Source organism: Virgibacillus sp. L01 (assembly GCF_052246775.1).
In the GTDB taxonomy this organism is placed as follows: domain Bacteria; phylum Bacillota; class Bacilli; order Bacillales; family Amphibacillaceae; genus Lentibacillus.
Genome location: NZ_JBQQCP010000001.1, coordinates 1,033,850 through 1,051,427 on the forward strand (window position 1 = coordinate 1,033,850; position 17,578 = coordinate 1,051,427).

A 17,578-nucleotide genomic window follows, 5' to 3' on the forward strand; every position below is an offset into this window, starting at 1 on the left:
TGCTGCAGAGGCGCGAGTACTTTGAACTTCTATAAAAATCTTAATGAGCAGACACAGAAGCCCTTATTTTACCCATATCATGGTTAATAGAGTTTAGAGGTCATTTGTCCCAAATAATGTCTCTGGTGTCCGCAAAACCCCAAACCTCTATCTGAAATTACCTCGCTAATTCGAATACAAATTCATTTCATGATAGATGGCGGCTGTGCAATCGGAAGCCATGTGGTTTCTTACCTGCAAAAATTCATTAAATTAAGCACAAATACAGTCAAACACCTATATGTTGTATTAAAAGCAAATAGAGGTGTTTTCTATGAATAATCTTGTTGTAACAGGATTCACTAATGGTAATAAGATCAACATTTATATAGATTTAAGTTATTCAATTCAATATATTCAGGTGTATCGTGGCAGCCATTTAGTTGGAACATATCCGCCCACCCCTATGATTCAATTGCAAAGCAAGAATGAACCACTTCTTCTAACAATTGTTTGTGTATTTGTCAGTGGCTACAAGCATTCTACTGCCTTCGCCCCTGATTTCAGACAGCCTGAAGTCGATACAGCTGGTAGGGCATTTAAACCTGGTGACATCTTATGTGCCAGTGATAATTATGGGGACTTCCTGCCGCCAGGATATATGGGGCACTCCGCTATAGTAGTTGATCAAGACTCTATTATTGAAGCTGTAACCTCTTATCCTCAGGTTAAAAAAAGTCCCATTGACGAGTTTCTAACTATCCATCCAATCCATGTTCATTATCGAAGTAAAGACCCGGATTCAGGAAATAAAGCAGCAAATTTTGCTGAAGATTTCCTGCAGAGCTATAATGATAAATTAGATAATGGATTAGCTGTTCCACCCTTCACTTTCAGCAGCCAAATTCCCTTGGATGATCTGGAGACAGGTCTCTACTGTTCAAAACTTGTCTGGCATAGTTATTACCAAGGGGCTAATATAACATTTGATAATGATTTCTTCCTTTTTGCACCAGAGGACCTCGCTACAACCCTTCAAAGTGACAACCGCTTCAGACAAATATATAAACACCCGGAATTTGGCTTTAAAGTTGACTTGTAGGTATTTTTTGTCTCTCAATTAAAAAGCACTCATTCGTACTTAACTACGAATGAGTGCTTTTTTTAAATTGAAATTAGCTTCCTGATTTAATACGTGTTGCAATATCTACAGTACGTTTTGCCTGATGCTTGACTGCGCCTTCTACATCTTCTACCATATTGCCGTCCTGGTCGACAGATACGCTTGTACCGTATGGGTTACCACCAGCACCGAATAATACTGGGTCAGTGTATCCTGGCGTAGCGATAATCATACCCCAATGCATCATGGAAGTATATAAATTAAGCATTGTTGCCTCTTGTCCCCCATGAGGGTTTTGTGCAGACGTCATTCCACTTACTACTTTGTTAACTGTCTTACCAGAAGCCCAAAGCCCACCCTGCGAGTCAATGAATTGTTTCATTTGAGCAGGAAGGTTTCCAAAGCGAGTTGGAACACTAAAGATAATTGCATCTGCCCATTCAACATCTTCTGAAGTTGCTTCCGGCACGTCTTTGGTTGCATCAGCATGAGCTTTCCATGCTGGGTTAGAAGCGATTGCTTCTTCTGGCGCAAGTTCGGGTGCTTTGACTACTTTCACTTCAGCACCTGCTTCTGCCGCTGCAGCTTCCGCCCATTGAGCCATTTGATAGTTTGTTCCTGTAGAGCTGTAATAAATAACTGCCAAATTTACGTTTGTCATGTTTTTTGTCTCCTTTGTAGTTGTAGTTGACTTACCTAATATTTTTTCTAAGAAGCCCATATGTTCCCAATCCTCTCACTTATATATTCTGTCTCAAACACTCCTTTATTATTAGAAAACTTGGCATTCGCTAAAGGATTTCTTATGAAAGCGTCATTTACTTTCTTAGAACCCCTTATACTCTGGAGTGCAAGCCTTAATGGCGAATGCCTTAGTTGCACTTATGCAGTAAGAAAGGATTTATACTTTCTTAACTGCTTAAAGAGTATGTAAAGTAATAATTAATCACTAACTTACTTTATGTAACTATATTATCTCGAATTACTAATAATGTCAACTATGGAATTCCGAAAGTCGTTCACTAAAAATAACCCAGCACCAACTGAGCTATTTTACTGTAAATTATTTTATTATAATTTTTCTGGAAGGTAGTCTGTCACTTACGGTTCCCGTTATGAAGTCACGAGCTGGATTACTAGCTCTCATACATTGACTCCTTAGATTTCTTTCTTACCTCACCTCATGCAAACCTTCTATTCGTTGTATATCTTTACTCACTTTCCAGCCGTCATCTGTTTTAATGACACGTAACTGTCCAAAATTCGATATAATTTTATTTTCACTACCCTGTTCAATTCGTTCAAATTCAATTTCAATATCATAGTCAAGGCTAACTTCTGATTCTGTTTCCATATTGCCAATTTTAAATGAAATATCCTTAACTGATAAATTACTCTTTGAATCCTGAGCTAGATTGGGGCCAATGATGTCTAATGCCGTCATCAAGATTTTTGTCATATGAGATTCTGTAACATACTCACTATACTTTTCTTCCGCTTGCTTCCGCCTGTCAGACAGATTGTCGTAACTAAAATAATCAGAACTTTCATCATAATCAATCGTAAATTGCTCCTTCTTAAAATCTCTAGCCACATCAATTGCCCTGCTTGTTATTAAGGCCTGTGTTTCGGAATTGGCAACCTTATCCTCATCATTGGTAGTGAAAATTACAACAATAACAAATAAGACAACTACTACGACACTAATAAAAATCTTACTTCTCATGGAATCCACCACCTTAACTGGCATCTCACACAATCTTTATATTAGCTTAACACAAATATCCTGAATACGATGTAAACTAAAAGAATGGCTGACAAATCCTATAGATTTATCAGCCATATAATAATTTCTTCATTACTTTTCTTTCGCAAGTTCCTGTCTATTTGGAACCAGAGGCTGTTGCTCCAGCCACTTATTTTCCACCATAATATTAAACCACTTTTGGGTTACCCTCAGATTTCTTAAAATAACACGTTCATAAGCGGTTAAAATATCTGTTCGCATTGCTGAGGCTAAGCCCTTACCATAATAACCCTGTGCAACTTGAGACAAAAAGCCAATATGATACATCAGTAATTTATCGGAAAAAGGAGATGCAGTTGAAGTTGTCACCTCTGTCTCCCACGATTTTGGAACCGATAAATTGTCATCGTCCAAAATTTTTGAGAAAGATTTTATGTTAGCCTCGGCAACTTTTTGGGAATCAGTAATAAACTTTCTTACATCTTTTGATTGAGCAACCTGACTGAATGCAACACAAAGTGTCTTGGCTAAAATGCTTTTTTTAATATTAAGTGACATACTTATGATTTCTGTTGAAGCTAATCGCCTTCCTTTTCCAAAAAATCCATCCGTAAAATCTTTAGTTGTAATAAACTCCGGGGATTCTCCAGGATAACAGTACGGATCTCTCTGAAAGGCTCCTTTTTTAAGTAATAAATCAATTGTTTGATGGTACATCCTTTTACCATCTGTATCACATGAATCATAAAAATACCGTAAATCCTCTCTAACGGCGATTCCAAATGAAGTTGCGTGACCAACTAAACCGTGTATCGTCATGATATGTAAATAATTCAGACAAAAAATATCACTGAACAATCTCTTCGTACCTTTATTAAGGTCAGATTCATTAAACCCAATTGGCACTGGAAAGCCTTCATTCTCTATAAAAGATACTAATTGTTTCTTTTGTTTAGCAAAAGTTTTAATAGCATCCTGAAAAGTGGCCTTTATGGCCTTATCCTCTATAATAGTTATCATATATCTGTTTACCATATCAGTCATCGTTCCGTTCATATACTGTCCCCACAATGATCCTATTTCAGAGGATGTGAGTTTTAATCTTTCCTTGTTCATATCTTCACCTCATTAGTACCATTTACTAAATCAGTATTAAATATGAGGCTTTTTTTGGATTTAACGATTGTGAACAGAAGGTTTTGAAAACATATTTTAATGGCTATTCCATTTCGGCTAATTTTACTGCTATTTCAGCTCCAACATGTGCATTATGTTTCACCAATGCAATATTAGCATCCAGGCTTTTGCCATCAGTTAATTCTTTTACTTCGCCTAACAAAAATGGTGTTACATCCCTGCCGAATATATTATTTTCCCGGGCTTCCTTTAATGCTGTTTCTATCACCGCGGTGATATCTTTTTCAGCTATCGCATATTCTTCTGGGATCGGATTAGCAATTACAGCCCCTCCTGTCAGATTCATATCCCACTTCGCTTTTAATGTGGCAGCAACTGTATCCGCATCATCTGTCCGAAAATTAACCGGGAATGGGCTTGTCCGTGTATAAAATGCCGGAAGTACATCTGTTTGATATCCCATCACAGGAACCCCTTTTGTTTCAAGATATTCCATTGTTAACCCAAGATCCAGGATTGACTTCGCCCCTGCGCAAATAACAGCAACATTCGTTTTTGCGAGTTCCTCAAGGTCTGCTGAGATATCCATTGACGTTTCCGCTCCACGATGAACACCGCCAATACCACCTGTAACAAACGTTTTGATATCAGCTGCTTCAGCGCAAATCATTGTTGCCGCCACTGTCGTTGCACCCTTTTTGCAAGTAGCTAATAAATAAGGCAAGTCACGTCTGGAAGTCTTTGCAATATCTTTACTACTACCGAAGTTCTCCAGTTCTTCATCACTTAAGCCTATTTTGATTTTCCCATCCATGATTGCGATAGTCGCAGGCGCTGCTCCATGATCACGAATAATTTGTTCCACTTCACGAGCCGTCTGGACATTTTGCGGATATGGCATTCCATGTGAAATAATTGTCGACTCCAGTGCTACGACGGGTTTTCCCTGTTCTTTTGCTGTGCGGACCTCTTCCGATAATACAATATAATTTTTCATAATAGCTCCTCCATGTCATCTTGTAGTTGTATCTCCGTTAAATCACGGCGAACCGTATATGCTGTCTGTAATGTTTTCGTTGCATTGACAATTCCAGCCTTTGTCGTATCAATTAGGCTTTTCCCTTCCAGCCATGCATACGTGACAGCTGACGAGAAGGCATCACCTGCCCCAGTCACATCGATAATCTCGCTTGTTTCAATTGCTGCTACATGGGAAATACCCTCGGTTTTATTTCCAACTACAGCACCTTCTTTTCCTTTTGTAATTACTACATTTTCTATACCTAAATCCAGCCATTTTCCAACAGCTTCTGTCGGTGTAAGGTCACAATGGAAATATGCCTCTGACTCATCAAGATTTGTGATCATCCAGCTCAGCCCATCAAGCTTATCTGGAATATGCTTCATTTTCGGGGCTGAAACTGCAACTAATATAAGTGCTATATCCTGGCTTTTGGTAAAATTGCATAAAAATTGAAGTGTTTCTTTGGGACAGTTTAGATCAGCAAGAATGCATTTTGCCTGCTGCAATAGTGAAACATGCTGCTGTATCCACTCAGGAATCATTAAATCGAATGCTTCCATATCAGCAAGACCCACAACAAGGTCACCACCCTCATCAAGAACAGCAGTGTACGACCCAGTTGTTGCATTTGAAAAATGAGTTACATCTTCCAGGTTCATATATGGAAGTGATTGCTCTCCAATGTAGTCCCACTCCGAATCCGATCCACTGACAGTAAGTAATGTAGTATCCAAACCTAACCTTCCCAGGTTTTCAGCGATATTACGCGCAACTCCACCTGCATTTTTTGTTGTCCGGATTGGATTGGATGTCCCCAATTGCATTTTGTCTTTGACATAAACTTTTCGGTCCAAGTTTGCACCGCCAATACAGACAACCTGTTTTAAGTCATTCAGTACATATGCTTTACCCCGGATATATCCTGTTTTAACTAAACCTGAAATGAGATTAGCCACAGATGGGCGTGAAAGTCCAAGGGAGTCTGCCAGTTCCTGCTGAGATATGTACGCATTTTTCTTAATTAAATCAATAATCTTCTGTTCATTTTCATTCATGTGATGAATTCACCTCCTTAAACACTTGTTTGTCATTTAAACATTTGTTTATAGTGTACACCTGGATTTACCGTTAGTCAAATAGAGGACATCATTAGATCAAATAGAGGACATCATTAGAAAACTTGGCTTATCGCCAAGCCTTAGTTAAACTTATGCAGTAAGAAAGGATTAATACTTTCTTATCTGCCAATAAAAACACACACGGGATTTCACAATCGAAATCCCGTGTGTATTTATTAATGTTTGCACATTTAAAGTGAACCCTTGATACTTTTATTTACCTATCTATTTGATAACTTCCCTCTATCCTCCATTTGAGGAGGCTCCTCTGTCCAGCCATGTGTTATCATAAGATTACCTCCATCGCTTGCAAAGTTAATTATATCTTTAGCGGACATCGCCATCTTAAACGGTAAGTCATTTCTTAGGCTAAAGGAGGTTCCTAACGCATTACTTCCTAAACCGAAAGTGCTTAATAATGATGTATTATACATCATAAGTTTATCTGAGAAAGGAGATGTAGTTGAGTTTGTAACCCTCCCAGACGATGTCGATGGAATATTGATATCGCTATCCATTAATATTTCACCAAATCTTGATATAATTTTTTTCGCCAACTCTTTTCCTCGGAAAAAGTACTTTATAACATCTTTTTCTTGAGCCACTTGAGCGAAGCCTGTCATTAATTTCATCCCTACAACATTAGATTCAATACCTTGATAAATATAGGAAACTTCAACAGTGTTTAATACCCTCCTGTTACCGGCAAACTTAAATCCTGCACGGTATTCCTTATCATTTGCAAAAGCTACATGATTTGGTAATGTAACAGCCGGAGATCTAGGAAGAACACCTTTCTCCAATAAATACGTTGTCGTTTTTTCATAATAATCTTCTGAGAATGCAGAACACCTTTTGTATAAGTCAATAATATCTTTTCGATAGGCCATCGTCATATGCAAAGCATGGAGACCAGTAGCGATTTTCATCATCATTCGCAAATACATAATATCAAAGATATCATCATACAACTGCGGGGCATTATAGTTCACATCGTTCTCTGTAAAGGCAACTGGAACTGCGACCCCTTCCCGCTTAAAAATATCCCTGATTTCATTTACAAAGCCCTGTTCTCTTTCGTGAAAATTCCTTAATATCTCTAGTGCTTCTGAATCTTTATTTGTTATTAAAAAATGGTCCATAACTCTTACTAACATCGTTTTCTTTTGGTAAACAACCCAAAGAGTTGCGAGCTCAGAGGATGCTAATGGCGCATGTTCTTCGGTCAATTTCATCCCTACCTTTCAAACCGATCCCATATTTATATTTATCTTACCCAATTACTAATATTTATTACCCAGAAAGCTTTTCAATGGACAACAAACCAAATTAAACACAAATAACTTTATTCTGAGTAAACTACTGTGTATAATAAGCATTAACATGGAAGGGGATGAACATGTTTATTCCAAAACCACTTGTTCAAGTCAATCAGTCATTTATTGTAATTTCTGTTTTATCAGGGCTTATTTTTCACCTAGCGATTTTATTCATACCATTTGCTATTGGTGTTTACACGTTGCTTACAAAGCAAAATCCAATTATTTCATTTAGTAAGCGGTTTTTACGCAAGCCTTTTGAAAAATATAGACAAGAAGATAAAGATCAGCAGCTTTTCAACCAATGGATTGCAACAGTTTGCTTAGGTCTCTCCATCATATTCTTTTACGTCAATCTAACTGTACTTGGATTCGTATTTAGTCTGATGGTTCTAGTTGCTTCAGGAGTTGCATTAATGGGGTATTGTATCGGCTGCACGATTCGTTACCGCTACATGATGTGGAGGCACAAACGTTCAAACGCTCATTCATAAATTGTACTACCCACCATAAATTGGTGGTTTTTTTATTTTTTGAAAGGAAATTAACAACTCACATCGAACTTTATTTAAGTAGGGACATTTTTATTACGTGATTTCAAAATGAGGTTTGTTAATAGAAAGGATGAACGGTATGACCACAGTAATTAAACAGCAAATCAAAGAATTGGAACAGGAGATTTTTAGAAAGAAAAGGGCTTTAGCAGAGTTGCGAAAGAAAGATGAGCAAAAATATATTACTAATTATGAACTGCGCGAAGCAGACGGCAGAAAAGTTCAGCTAAACAAATTATTCGGTGATCATAAAACATTATTCGTCATTCAAAATATGGGTAAAGGCTGTAGTTATTGCACATTGTGGGCTGATGAAATCAATGGAATACTCCACCATATGGAAAGCATAGCACCAGTAGTGTTAGCATCACCTGATGAGCCTTCTGTGATGGCTGAATTTGCTAAAAGCAGAAACTGGAAATTCCACTTAATTTCAACAGCAGGATCCGAGTTTAAGCAATCATTGGACTTTGAGCCAAAACCAGGTTCACCACAGCCTGGGGTCTCAATTTTAAAAATTAAAGATGATGGCACGATATATCATTATTCCAAGGCCAATTTCGGTCCGGGTGATGACTTCTGTGGTATGTGGTCCTTCCTGGATCTTTTACCAGAAGAAGAAGCAGACTGGCACCCTAAAAAGAAATATTAATCGAAGTACCCCTGCTGAGTTTGGCAGGGATTTATCTTGTCATTAAGCCGAGCCCATTTCACCTACACCCGCTTTTGATAGCCAGTCCATATTAAACTTTTCTAAATTAAGTATGAAAACTCAGCCTCCAAATTACGGATTCATCTTCGCAATGTTTCGGATTTTAGAATTGGATATCAAATTGGTATAATTAGGTTAACTACATTAGAGGAGGATACGTATATGAATGAATTAATGTATACACAGTTTGATAAAACGCGAAAAGCCTTTATAAAGAAAATAGACGGTTTGGATAAGGACCTTGCCGATATTCAGCCTGCTGGTTTCAATAACACGATTCATTGGCATATCGGTCATGTACTAACAGTAACGGAGCAGATTTTATTTGGTTTCCCAAGCAAATCCCAGCATCTACCTTCCCATTACAAAGAACTATTTGCTTATGGGACAAATCCTGCCGATTGGTCAGATGATGTTCCATCAGTTGAGGAGCTAATAAGTCAATTAACGGACCAGCTCAATCGTATTAAAGAAATACCACCGGAAAAGTTCAATGAAACACTGCCAAAACCAATGATGGGTAATGAAACATATGGTGAATTGGCAGTTATGACAACATATCACGAGGCCAATCATCTAGGACAAATTCATGCGATGGAAAGAGTTATCGAAACTAAATAGCTTCTTTAACATGGCCGTACTTATGAGGGTATGAAAGTATTAAAAGAAGCTGGGAAATAGCTAAAAAATCTCTACTTTAAAGACGAGCAATAACAAGGTATAGGATGTTTAGAACGTTTTCAATGTTGGATCGATTACGTAGTTTATATAAAACTGCTGCGAAGTAGACTGAAGGTAACTGTTCGTCGTATTTAGTGTAGTTCTGTAACCACACAGTTGGAATATACTCGCTTTCCGTGGGATATCTTAGGATTGCTGTCCCACAGGAGTCTCACATATTACAACTACTAGTTTAGTGGTATAGTGAGCAAAATACAGCGGAGGAAATACACGTAGACTCCTGTGGGAGATGAGACTACGCAGCGACGTAGGAGCAAGGAGGCTCATCAGCCACCCTAGGTGCGCGAAGTGTATTTCCGGAGCGGCATAGTAGTACTCAAACTTTTAAAAAGACCACGTAGTTTATATCTAATAAGCAAAATAAATCCGAACTAATTCGAATTCTATTTCAAGAATTTTGAATCATAGTTCGGATTTCACTTTTACTATAACACTTTTGTTCCAGCCACTTTTCATACTGTTTCAGCAGAAAGCTTTCGCATTGTACCATCTTCTTTAAAATTTGTATGCCATGATAATGCTTTTTCCAGTACATGCGGTGTTTGTCCACCACGTTCAAGTGCTTCCTGATAATATCCCCACAATTGCTCGCGATACATTGGATGTGCACAGTTTTCGATAATCAACGGCACACGTTCGCGTGGGACGAGCCCACGTAAATCTGCATAGCCCTGCTCAGTTACAACAACACCGACATCATGATCCGTGTGGTCGATATGGGAGGCGAACGGAACAATACTTGAGATGTCGCCATTTTTAGCAATAGATTTTGTTACAAAAATAGCCAAACGTGCATTGTGTAAGCACCTTTCTTACCGTTGATTTTCTTTACATAATGTATCATTATCAAACGAAAAACAACAATTCCATGCTTTTCCTAGTTTTCATGGGCAACTTTTGGTAATCTTATTAATAGAACTATTTATACGTACATAAGGGGTTTTTACTATGAAAAATTTAGTCATTTTAGGTGGCGGCTATGGTGGAATTAATATTGTATTGGGTTTAATTGATCAGAACCTGCCTGAGGATGTGCGGATTACCGTTATCGATCGTAACCCTTACCACTCAGTTAAAACAGAATTTTATACAATAGCAGCTGGGACTTCCGCTGATAAGGATGTCCGTATTGATTTCCCTGAGCATGAAAAAGTGGATTATGTCTATGCTGAAGTCAGTAAAATAGATACCGAAAACCAGCAAATTCTTTTTGAAAAAAGAAGTGAACCGGTAGCATATGACTATCTTGTGATTGGGCTTGGCTGTGAAGACAACTATCATGGAATTGAAGGTGCACCAGAGTTTACAGAAAGCATCCAGACATTTGGCCGCTCCCGTCATACTGGAATGGCTATTGGTAATTTGAAAGCCTATGGTAAAGCTACAATCGTTGGTGCAGGATTGAGTGGTATAGAAGCAGCAGCTGAAATACGTGAAAGCAGACCAGACCTGAATGTTCGACTGCTCGATCGTGGTAACACAGTATTAAAAGCGTTTGATACAAAAATTCAAAACTATGTGGAAGACTGGTTTTTGAAAAATGACGTTGAAATAGTACATGGCGCTAACGTTGAGTACGTGGAAAAAGATGGGGTGTGCAATAATGGCGTTTGTTTTGTTAATGACGTCACCATCTGGACTGCCGGTGTACGGCCGAATTATCTGGTACGTGAATTGCCTTTTAAAAAGGATGAGCAGGAGAAGATTGTTATTAATGACTTTTACCAGGTACCTGAACAGCCAAACACATATGTAGTAGGTGATTGTGCTTCCTCCGAACACTCCCCAAGTGCCCAGCTTGCACGCCAGCAAGGTGAGCAGGTCGTGGAAGTTTTAATGGATGTATTCAAAGGAAATAAACCAAGTAAGCCAAAGAAACTTAAACTCAAAGGAACGCTCGGTTCACTCGGAAGTTCCGAAGGCTTTGGAGAAATGATGTCACAGTCATTAACCGGTTATTTACCACGTGTTGCAAAATCCGGTATCCTGTGGCTAAATAAACGACACTAAAATGAACGATCGGGCAGTCCCTTAAAGGGTTGCCCGATTTTTTTAAGGCATGGAACTTGATTCTGAAACTAAATGTAACTATAATGGTTACAAATGGTGGTGATTATATGAAAAATAGCCGATTTGCTATTGCAATTCATATCCTTGCTCTAACGTCTGTTCAACCAAGGGAACAACTTACATCTGAATATATTGCCAGCAGTGTAAATACAAACCCGGTAGTCATACGACGAATAAGCAGTATGCTGAAGAAAGCCGGAATGTTAACGTCTCAAGCAGGAATCCCTGGTGTTGGTATAACAAAAGATCCAACCGAAATTTCCTTGCTGGATATATATAAGGCGGTTCAAGGAAAAGACGAAGGAACTTTCGCAATGCATGAAAACCCCAACCCTAAATGCCCAGTTGGAAGCAATATTCAGTTCACATTGGAGAAAAAATTCAATGCTGCACAACAAGCAATGGAAAATGAATTAGCTAACGAAACATTAATGGCTGTAATTCACGATCTCTTTGATTAAAAGGGATTTTTTCATCACCATAATGTAACCGTCGTTGTTACAATTATACTTTTAGGAGGATGACCTTTTATGAAAGTAGGAATTATTGGAGCAAGTGGAAAAGCGGGCAATTTTATTTTAAATGAAGCTGCCAATAGAGGACACGAAGTTACAGCGATTGTACGCGATGCAGCAAAAATTGCAGACAAAAACGTACCAGTTATTGAAAAAAACATATACGATCTAACTGCAGATGATATAAAGCAATTTGATGTCGTAGTAAATGCATTCGGCGCACCACTTGGTGAAGAACAGCCTCATGTTGACGCAGGACATGCACTAATCGAATCGCTTAAAGGTATTAATACGACAGCAATTATTGTTGGGGGAGCAGGAAGCCTTTTTGTCGACGAAAATAAAACTACTCAAGTAGTCGATACACCCGATTTTCCTGATGCATTAAAAGGGACAGCGAACGGGCAAGCCCGAAACTTACAGGAATTACAGGAGACACCTGATATCACTTGGACTTTTATCAGCCCTTCTGCATTCTTTGACCCTGAAGGAAATAGAACTGGTTCCTATCAGTCCGGTAAAGATCATTTACTTGTAAATTCAAAAGGCGACAGCTATATCAGCTATGCAGATTACGCAACCGCGGTTGTCGATGAAATAGAAGGTCCAAAGCATGTTAATGAACGTTTTACCGTTGTAGGTGAAGCAGAATAATCCATATTAAACTACCTGTTGTGGACATGAGTATTCCGCAACAGGTTTTTATGATAATGCCTTCAATCCGACCACACCGATAATAATCGCAACAAGACTTAAAACACGAGACAGGCTCTTGGATTCGCCGAAAAAAATCATGTTTACCAACACTGCACCAGCAGTACCAGCGCCTACCCACATGGCATATGCAACACTAACTTGTAAAAACGAGAAGGAAACTAAAAGCATTCCCAGTGATGTGCTGAAACCGCCAATATACAAAATCCCATTTCGAAATGTGCTCTTTTGACTGAACAACTTCAAACCAATGACACCACAAATTTCAAAAGCAGAAGCTAACAATACTAAGATTACTCCCATAAATGAGAACCTCCTTTAGTACGTTTTTCATCTGCCGTATCTGCAAGTTTCAATCCTACTACACCTGCAATCAGGAGCATGATGAAAAACATTTTCCCCAAATTTAAGCTGCCATTAAACAAGTACACGTCCATTAACGCTGTTCCGATTGTACCCGTTGATGCAAAAATCGCATAAACAGTGCCAGTCGGTAGTTCTTCACAAGCTTTTCTTAGGAATTGAAAATCCATTATAATTACCATAACCACCAATCCCCATTGCCACCAGCTCACAGCAAAATTAAACCCAAGAACCCAAAGCATCTCAAATAAGCATGTTAATAATACATAGATCCAAGCTTTATTCATCACGAGCACCTCCTCTTTTGACTGACGTTCAGTCATTTTTGCCCAGAATAATGTAAAAGGACATTGCATCCGATTAGAGTCCGAGTGCATGCCCCGCAAATTCCAATACTTCTTTTTTCTTGAGATCAGCAACCTTCTCATCTTCATTGCCATACATATAAGACTGTTCTGCTGCAGCTTCAATTAATCCGATTAATATCTCTGCCGTGCGCTGTGGATGTAACGATTCTCGAACGACACCATCCGCTTGCGCTTTTTGCAGCTGTTTGCTAAGCCACTCATAATATGGTTCATATATCGTTTCCCATTCCTGCAAATACTCGGTTGACGCAAGCCCTGCATATGTTAAAGCAAACAAATCACGGTATTCATTGGTTACGTCGAAAACGATATCAATTGCTACCTCCAATTTTTCCGTAAAAGGTGAGTCATCCTGAACATTGTCATTTATTTTTGTGAGTATTTTTTCTGTCAAAACTTCCGCAATTGATAGCATTACAGATAGTTTAGATGAGAAATATAAATAAAAGGTACCTTGAGCAATACCGGCGCCTTTAACGATATCTGAGACCTTGGTATTCTCTACACCTTTCTCGCGAAAAACCTCGATAGCTGATTGTATAATACTTTCTTTTTTATTATCCATTTATAAGCCCTCCGTTGATGACTGACTATCATTCATTTTACAATTTACTTTCATTTTTGTCAAATTTACGTTCCAGGCATAACAACTTTAAGTTTTTTTAATTTCGATGCCACCTCGGTCCTCCCGCAAACGATAGTAATTGTGAAAACAATTACTAGGAGGAAAATACTATGAAACTACTATTCGAAAAAACATCCTACACATACGTATCGCTGCCTGTCATCTTACATGATCCAGGGTTATGGTACCAGCTTAGAGCAAGTCTTACGCTAAATCAATGGAAGTGGATCTATTACCACATTATCGGTGGTATCACCGTAAGTGAACTTGCCATCCAGGAAAACACCACTACTGAGGCGGTAAATACTTGGGGGAGACAGGTAGAAATGATGCTGACAAGTGAGTCTTTCCGGCAGAAGGTTATCAACAGAACATAATCCTGTTGTGAGAAGATCTTTTCGGTTAAAGAACAAACTAGTTGCAGTTGGCTTTTCAATGCTTACGACATAGGCCAGGGTAATTTTTGCTGTCTGACGGATCCTCGTTCCGTTATTTCCTGTAAATTACTTGTTTGGAGCATAGCATAGGATCCTCGTTCCGTTATTTGACCATTTATACCTCGTTTCCACTTGATTTTGTGCTATTAGCGGAATGAGGATCCGCTTCACCCCTGTTAGAGCAGATTTTGGCCCATTTAGCGGAATGAGGATTCACTGTGCTGGCCTATGTCGGATCTCATTCCGTCTTAGGAGTTTGGCCAAAAAGAAGAGGTACTAATCGACGTTCGATTGTACCCCTTTAAGCAGGATTGTTATTATTCACCTATATCGGCAAAACGTTTGATTCGCTCGCCAATTTGGTCGCGGACACACTGAAAAACTTGCCACTGTTCCGCTTCTGTTCCTTCCGCTTTTGCCGGGTCATCAAATCCCCAATGTTCTCGCTTCACATGGGGTGGAGTCATTGGGCATTTATCTGCAGCATCTCCACAAAGCGTTATTGCCATTGCAGCATTATTTAAAACTTCCGTATCAATAATTTCTGACTTCTGCTCAGAAATATCGATATCCACCTCATTCATTGCTTTAACTGCTTTTGGATTTAATCCATGTGCTTCAATTCCTGCACTCTTCACTTCCCATTCTTCACTTAAGTATTTTTTGGCCCAGCCTTCTGCCATTTGGCTTCGACAGGAATTCCCAGTGCATAGGAAGTAAATCGTTTTTTTAGACATAACTGCTCACTCTCCTAATTTAAAATATCAATAACGTTAGATATAGTCCTACTAAGGTTACCAGCAGAATTGGAATAGTTAATATAATTCCCGTTTTAAAGTATGTTCCCCATGAGATTTTGACTCCCTTTTGGGACAAAACATGCAGCCATAACAACGTTGCCAGAGAACCAATCGGTGTAATCTTCGGCCCTAGGTCAGAACCAATGACGTTCGCGTAAATAAGTGCTTCACGCATCACACCGGAAGTACTCGTTTCGGCAATTGCCAGCGCATCAATCATCACCGTTGGCATATTGTTCATAATTGACGACAGGATAGCAGCAATAAAGCCCATTGAAATGGTAGCTACAAATAATCCTTGTTCAGCGCTTGCCTGAAGGGCCTGAGCTAATAAATCAGTAAGCCCTGCATTTCTCAATCCGTATACAACAACGTACATACCAATTGAGAAAAAAACGATATCCCATGGTGCGCCTTTAATTACTGATGTTGTATTAACAGCTTTACTTCTTCTAGCCATTAGGATAAAGAAAATTGCGATTACACCAGCAACGATCGAAACAGGCACATTAATAAACTCACTGATAAAATAACCAATCAGTAATACACCAAGAACATACCATGACAAACGAAACATCTTTTGATCCTTTATCGCTTCAACTGGTTCTCTTAGCTGGGACAGGTCGTATTTATCCGGGATATTCTTTCTGAAATAAATTAATAATACTACTATGGTTGCAGTTAGTGAAAATAAGTTCGGGATTATCATTCTGGAAGCATATTCCACAAATCCAATATCAAAGAAATCTGCTGACACAATGTTAACTAAGTTACTTACTATAAACGGTAATGATGTTGTATCTGCAATAAATCCACTTGCCATAATAAACGGAAATATCATCTTTTCCTGAAAATTTAAATTGCGGACCATTGCTAAAACAATTGGTGTCAGTATTAAAGCTGCACCATCATTAGCGAAAAGTGCAGCAACAATTGCACCTAACAAACTCACATATACGAACATCTTGACCCCGTTGCCATTTGCAGCTCTTGCCATGTGAAGAGCGGCCCATTCAAAGAAACCAATTTCGTCTAATATTAATGAAATAAGAATAACAGCAACAAATGCTAATGTTGCGTTCCATACTATTTGTGTAACTTCTATTACATCACTAAAACCAACTACTCCTACTAGTAAAGCTAGAACAGCTCCGCCACATGCGGACCATCCGATTGATAACCCTTTTGGCTGCCAAATAACTAAAACAAGCGTTACCAAAAAGATTAGTGATGCTAGTATAACCGATGATAACAAAACACTTTCCCTCCAATTAACAACATGTAATTCGTGTACCTCGTTCTTCTAATTCTTTTAATCTGAAATCCTGGTCAGGCAGCTGATTGAGAAGCTGCTCAACAAATGGATAATAATCATTACTTTTATTGATCGAGTAAAAAATCCATTGGCCTCTTCTTTCTTCTTTTACCAACCCTACATCTCGCAGTTTACGAAGATGTTGACTAATAGCTGGCTGGCTTGCGTTAAAAATTTCAACAAACTCACAAACACAGCAGTCATGATTATCAAGTATTTTAACCATGGTCAGCCTTGTTTTATCACCCAATAACTTTAATATTAATGCAGCACTATCTATTTCAATCTCTGTTTTCAGCAAAGGAGCACCCCCTTAACAATCGAACATAACTATATAATAATTTACTTATATAAACAACCCAAAAGACTTCTCCCGAACATGTATTTATTTACACAGCCTTATATATGCTAAAATAATACTATCATCTTCAGGAGGAGAATAGTAATGGATTATAAGCTTGATCACATTGGAATTGCCGTTCGAAATTTAGAAGATAGTATATACTTCTACAAAACCATATTAGGCGGATCGTTAATTGACCGGTATAAAAGCGATGCAAAAGGGGTGGAAAGTGAAATTGCTATTCTGGAAATTGGCGGAAATCGGACCGAATTGCTGGCACCAACTAATAACACCACTTCTCCGATTGCCCGTTTTCTAAAACAAAAAGGGAAAGGTGTTCATCATATTGCTTATCATGTCGGTGATCTTGATAAAGCACTGGATGACCTTAAAAACAAGGATATCCGTGTATTAGAAGATTCCCTACGCACTAATAAGCATGGAAGACGACTAATTTACTTGAACCCGGCAGACACGGATGGAACAATTATCGAATACTGTGATTACCCCAATCAATAAAAAGTTACTGCCAAAATAATTGTAAGTTTAGTATACTGTTAGTATGAAATACAGA

At 38.5% G+C, this 17,578-nt stretch carries 21 protein-coding genes and 1 pseudogene; 9 read left to right on the plus strand and 13 right to left on the minus strand.

Features of this window, described 5'->3' with window-relative positions:
• The first annotated feature begins 313 nt into the window (after positions 1-313).
• On the plus strand, positions 314-1,081 hold the full coding sequence (locus ACTWQM_RS04720; protein WP_443257000.1) for a hypothetical protein: 768 nt from the start codon (positions 314-316) through the stop codon (positions 1,079-1,081).
• 73 nt (positions 1,082-1,154) lie between these two features.
• Here ACTWQM_RS04720 and wrbA read toward each other — a convergent pair whose 3' ends face one another.
• From wrbA to ACTWQM_RS04750, 6 genes are all read right to left on the minus strand, one after another.
• Positions 1,155-1,823, minus strand: a complete 669-nt coding sequence (wrbA, locus tag ACTWQM_RS04725) for an NAD(P)H:quinone oxidoreductase (protein WP_443257001.1) — start codon at positions 1,821-1,823, stop codon at positions 1,155-1,157.
• A gap of 450 nt (positions 1,824-2,273) precedes the next feature.
• On the minus strand, positions 2,274-2,828 hold the full coding sequence (locus ACTWQM_RS04730) for a hypothetical protein (protein ID WP_443257002.1): 555 nt from the start codon (positions 2,826-2,828) through the stop codon (positions 2,274-2,276).
• A 132-nt stretch (positions 2,829-2,960) separates the two neighbouring features.
• The gene (locus tag ACTWQM_RS04735; RefSeq protein WP_443257003.1) at positions 2,961-3,965 is read right to left on the minus strand and encodes a DUF3231 family protein; all 1,005 of its coding nucleotides are present in this window, start codon (positions 3,963-3,965) and stop codon (positions 2,961-2,963) included.
• A gap of 103 nt (positions 3,966-4,068) precedes the next feature.
• A complete protein-coding gene (locus ACTWQM_RS04740; RefSeq protein WP_443257004.1) occupies positions 4,069-4,983 on the minus strand; it encodes a pseudouridine-5'-phosphate glycosidase in 915 nt (304 codons plus the stop codon).
• Positions 4,980-6,065: a carbohydrate kinase gene (locus ACTWQM_RS04745; protein WP_443257005.1), complete on the minus strand. Its 1,086-nt coding sequence runs from the start codon at positions 6,063-6,065 to the stop codon at positions 4,980-4,982. The genes ACTWQM_RS04740 and ACTWQM_RS04745 overlap by 4 nt, the downstream gene beginning before the upstream one ends.
• Positions 6,066-6,349: 284 nt before the next feature.
• Complete coding sequence (locus ACTWQM_RS04750; protein WP_443257006.1) at positions 6,350-7,363, minus strand: DUF3231 family protein; 1,014 nt, start codon at positions 7,361-7,363, stop codon at positions 6,350-6,352.
• A 164-nt stretch (positions 7,364-7,527) separates the two neighbouring features.
• Here ACTWQM_RS04750 and ACTWQM_RS04755 point away from each other — a divergent pair, with 164 nt between their 5' ends.
• The 3 genes from ACTWQM_RS04755 (at position 7,528) to ACTWQM_RS04765 (ending at position 9,334) form a co-directional block, all read left to right on the plus strand.
• Positions 7,528-7,941: a DUF4395 domain-containing protein gene (locus ACTWQM_RS04755; RefSeq protein WP_443257007.1), complete on the plus strand. Its 414-nt coding sequence runs from the start codon at positions 7,528-7,530 to the stop codon at positions 7,939-7,941.
• 139 nt (positions 7,942-8,080) lie between these two features.
• Positions 8,081-8,653 carry a DUF899 family protein gene (locus tag ACTWQM_RS04760; RefSeq protein ID WP_443257008.1) on the plus strand — a complete coding sequence of 191 codons (573 nt, stop codon included), beginning with the start codon at positions 8,081-8,083 and terminating at the stop codon, positions 8,651-8,653.
• Positions 8,654-8,875: 222 nt separating this feature from the next.
• Positions 8,876-9,334: a DinB family protein gene (locus tag ACTWQM_RS04765; RefSeq protein WP_443257009.1), complete on the plus strand. Its 459-nt coding sequence runs from the start codon at positions 8,876-8,878 to the stop codon at positions 9,332-9,334.
• Between the two features lie 572 nt (positions 9,335-9,906).
• Here ACTWQM_RS04765 and ACTWQM_RS04770 read toward each other — a convergent pair.
• Positions 9,907-10,251: pseudogene (locus ACTWQM_RS04770) on the minus strand (acetyl-CoA hydrolase/transferase C-terminal domain-containing protein); the annotation flags it as partial.
• A 151-nt stretch (positions 10,252-10,402) separates the two neighbouring features.
• On the opposite strand from ACTWQM_RS04770, the gene ACTWQM_RS04775 reads away from it, so the two are divergent.
• The 3 genes from ACTWQM_RS04775 (at position 10,403) to ACTWQM_RS04785 (ending at position 12,693) form a co-directional block, all read left to right on the plus strand.
• A complete protein-coding gene (locus tag ACTWQM_RS04775) occupies positions 10,403-11,464 on the plus strand; it encodes an NAD(P)/FAD-dependent oxidoreductase (RefSeq protein WP_443257010.1) in 1,062 nt (353 codons plus the stop codon).
• A gap of 107 nt (positions 11,465-11,571) precedes the next feature.
• The gene (locus tag ACTWQM_RS04780; RefSeq protein WP_443257011.1) at positions 11,572-11,985 is read left to right on the plus strand and encodes an Rrf2 family transcriptional regulator; all 414 of its coding nucleotides are present in this window, start codon (positions 11,572-11,574) and stop codon (positions 11,983-11,985) included.
• A gap of 69 nt (positions 11,986-12,054) precedes the next feature.
• Positions 12,055-12,693 (plus strand): NAD(P)-dependent oxidoreductase, encoded by a 639-nt coding sequence (locus ACTWQM_RS04785; RefSeq protein ID WP_443257012.1) that lies wholly within the window; start codon positions 12,055-12,057, stop codon positions 12,691-12,693.
• A gap of 48 nt (positions 12,694-12,741) precedes the next feature.
• On the opposite strand, the gene ACTWQM_RS04790 is transcribed toward ACTWQM_RS04785, so the two are convergent.
• From ACTWQM_RS04790 to ACTWQM_RS04800, 3 genes are all read right to left on the minus strand, one after another.
• On the minus strand, positions 12,742-13,056 hold the full coding sequence (locus tag ACTWQM_RS04790) for a DMT family transporter (RefSeq protein WP_443257013.1): 315 nt from the start codon (positions 13,054-13,056) through the stop codon (positions 12,742-12,744).
• Complete coding sequence (locus ACTWQM_RS04795; protein ID WP_443257014.1) at positions 13,047-13,403, minus strand: DMT family transporter; 357 nt, start codon at positions 13,401-13,403, stop codon at positions 13,047-13,049. The genes ACTWQM_RS04790 and ACTWQM_RS04795 overlap by 10 nt, the downstream gene beginning before the upstream one ends.
• Before the next feature lie 73 nt (positions 13,404-13,476).
• Positions 13,477-14,049 carry a TetR family transcriptional regulator gene (locus tag ACTWQM_RS04800; protein WP_443257015.1) on the minus strand — a complete coding sequence of 191 codons (573 nt, stop codon included), beginning with the start codon at positions 14,047-14,049 and terminating at the stop codon, positions 13,477-13,479.
• Positions 14,050-14,219: 170 nt separating this feature from the next.
• Here ACTWQM_RS04800 and ACTWQM_RS04805 point away from each other — a divergent pair, with 170 nt between their 5' ends.
• Positions 14,220-14,486, plus strand: coding sequence for a hypothetical protein (locus ACTWQM_RS04805; RefSeq protein WP_443257016.1), 267 nt, complete (start codon positions 14,220-14,222; stop codon positions 14,484-14,486).
• A 377-nt stretch (positions 14,487-14,863) separates the two neighbouring features.
• Here the strand turns inward: ACTWQM_RS04805 and arsC are convergent, their stop codons facing one another.
• From arsC to ACTWQM_RS04820, 3 genes are read right to left on the minus strand one after another with little or no spacing between them, the layout of a single operon-like run.
• Positions 14,864-15,283: an arsenate reductase (thioredoxin) gene (gene arsC, locus ACTWQM_RS04810; RefSeq protein WP_443257017.1), complete on the minus strand. Its 420-nt coding sequence runs from the start codon at positions 15,281-15,283 to the stop codon at positions 14,864-14,866.
• 19 nt (positions 15,284-15,302) lie between these two features.
• Positions 15,303-16,601: an arsenic transporter gene (locus ACTWQM_RS04815; protein ID WP_443257018.1), complete on the minus strand. Its 1,299-nt coding sequence runs from the start codon at positions 16,599-16,601 to the stop codon at positions 15,303-15,305.
• 16 nt (positions 16,602-16,617) lie between these two features.
• On the minus strand, positions 16,618-16,962 hold the full coding sequence (locus ACTWQM_RS04820; RefSeq protein ID WP_443257019.1) for an ArsR/SmtB family transcription factor: 345 nt from the start codon (positions 16,960-16,962) through the stop codon (positions 16,618-16,620).
• Between the two features lie 144 nt (positions 16,963-17,106).
• Between ACTWQM_RS04820 and ACTWQM_RS04825 the strand changes: the two genes are divergently transcribed.
• A complete protein-coding gene (locus tag ACTWQM_RS04825) occupies positions 17,107-17,523 on the plus strand; it encodes a VOC family protein (RefSeq protein WP_443257020.1) in 417 nt (138 codons plus the stop codon).
• Positions 17,524-17,578 lie beyond the last annotated feature (55 nt).

Coding starts and splice junctions, on each gene's coding strand:
- ACTWQM_RS04720 (WP_443257000.1), top strand. CDS start 314: ATGAATAATCTTGTTGTAACAGGATTCACTAATGGTAATAAGATCAAC.
- wrbA (WP_443257001.1), bottom strand. CDS start 1,823: ATGGGCTTCTTAGAAAAAATATTAGGTAAGTCAACTACAACTACAAAG.
- ACTWQM_RS04730 (WP_443257002.1), bottom strand. CDS start 2,828: ATGAGAAGTAAGATTTTTATTAGTGTCGTAGTAGTTGTCTTATTTGTT.
- ACTWQM_RS04735 (WP_443257003.1), bottom strand. CDS start 3,965: ATGAACAAGGAAAGATTAAAACTCACATCCTCTGAAATAGGATCATTG.
- ACTWQM_RS04740 (WP_443257004.1), bottom strand. CDS start 4,983: ATGAAAAATTATATTGTATTATCGGAAGAGGTCCGCACAGCAAAAGAA.
- ACTWQM_RS04745 (WP_443257005.1), bottom strand. CDS start 6,065: ATGAATGAAAATGAACAGAAGATTATTGATTTAATTAAGAAAAATGCG.
- ACTWQM_RS04750 (WP_443257006.1), bottom strand. CDS start 7,363: ATGAAATTGACCGAAGAACATGCGCCATTAGCATCCTCTGAGCTCGCA.
- ACTWQM_RS04755 (WP_443257007.1), top strand. CDS start 7,528: ATGTTTATTCCAAAACCACTTGTTCAAGTCAATCAGTCATTTATTGTA.
- ACTWQM_RS04760 (WP_443257008.1), top strand. CDS start 8,081: ATGACCACAGTAATTAAACAGCAAATCAAAGAATTGGAACAGGAGATT.
- ACTWQM_RS04765 (WP_443257009.1), top strand. CDS start 8,876: ATGAATGAATTAATGTATACACAGTTTGATAAAACGCGAAAAGCCTTT.
- ACTWQM_RS04775 (WP_443257010.1), top strand. CDS start 10,403: ATGAAAAATTTAGTCATTTTAGGTGGCGGCTATGGTGGAATTAATATT.
- ACTWQM_RS04780 (WP_443257011.1), top strand. CDS start 11,572: ATGAAAAATAGCCGATTTGCTATTGCAATTCATATCCTTGCTCTAACG.
- ACTWQM_RS04785 (WP_443257012.1), top strand. CDS start 12,055: ATGAAAGTAGGAATTATTGGAGCAAGTGGAAAAGCGGGCAATTTTATT.
- ACTWQM_RS04790 (WP_443257013.1), bottom strand. CDS start 13,056: ATGGGAGTAATCTTAGTATTGTTAGCTTCTGCTTTTGAAATTTGTGGT.
- ACTWQM_RS04795 (WP_443257014.1), bottom strand. CDS start 13,403: ATGAATAAAGCTTGGATCTATGTATTATTAACATGCTTATTTGAGATG.
- ACTWQM_RS04800 (WP_443257015.1), bottom strand. CDS start 14,049: ATGGATAATAAAAAAGAAAGTATTATACAATCAGCTATCGAGGTTTTT.
- ACTWQM_RS04805 (WP_443257016.1), top strand. CDS start 14,220: ATGAAACTACTATTCGAAAAAACATCCTACACATACGTATCGCTGCCT.
- arsC (WP_443257017.1), bottom strand. CDS start 15,283: ATGTCTAAAAAAACGATTTACTTCCTATGCACTGGGAATTCCTGTCGA.
- ACTWQM_RS04825 (WP_443257020.1), top strand. CDS start 17,107: ATGGATTATAAGCTTGATCACATTGGAATTGCCGTTCGAAATTTAGAA.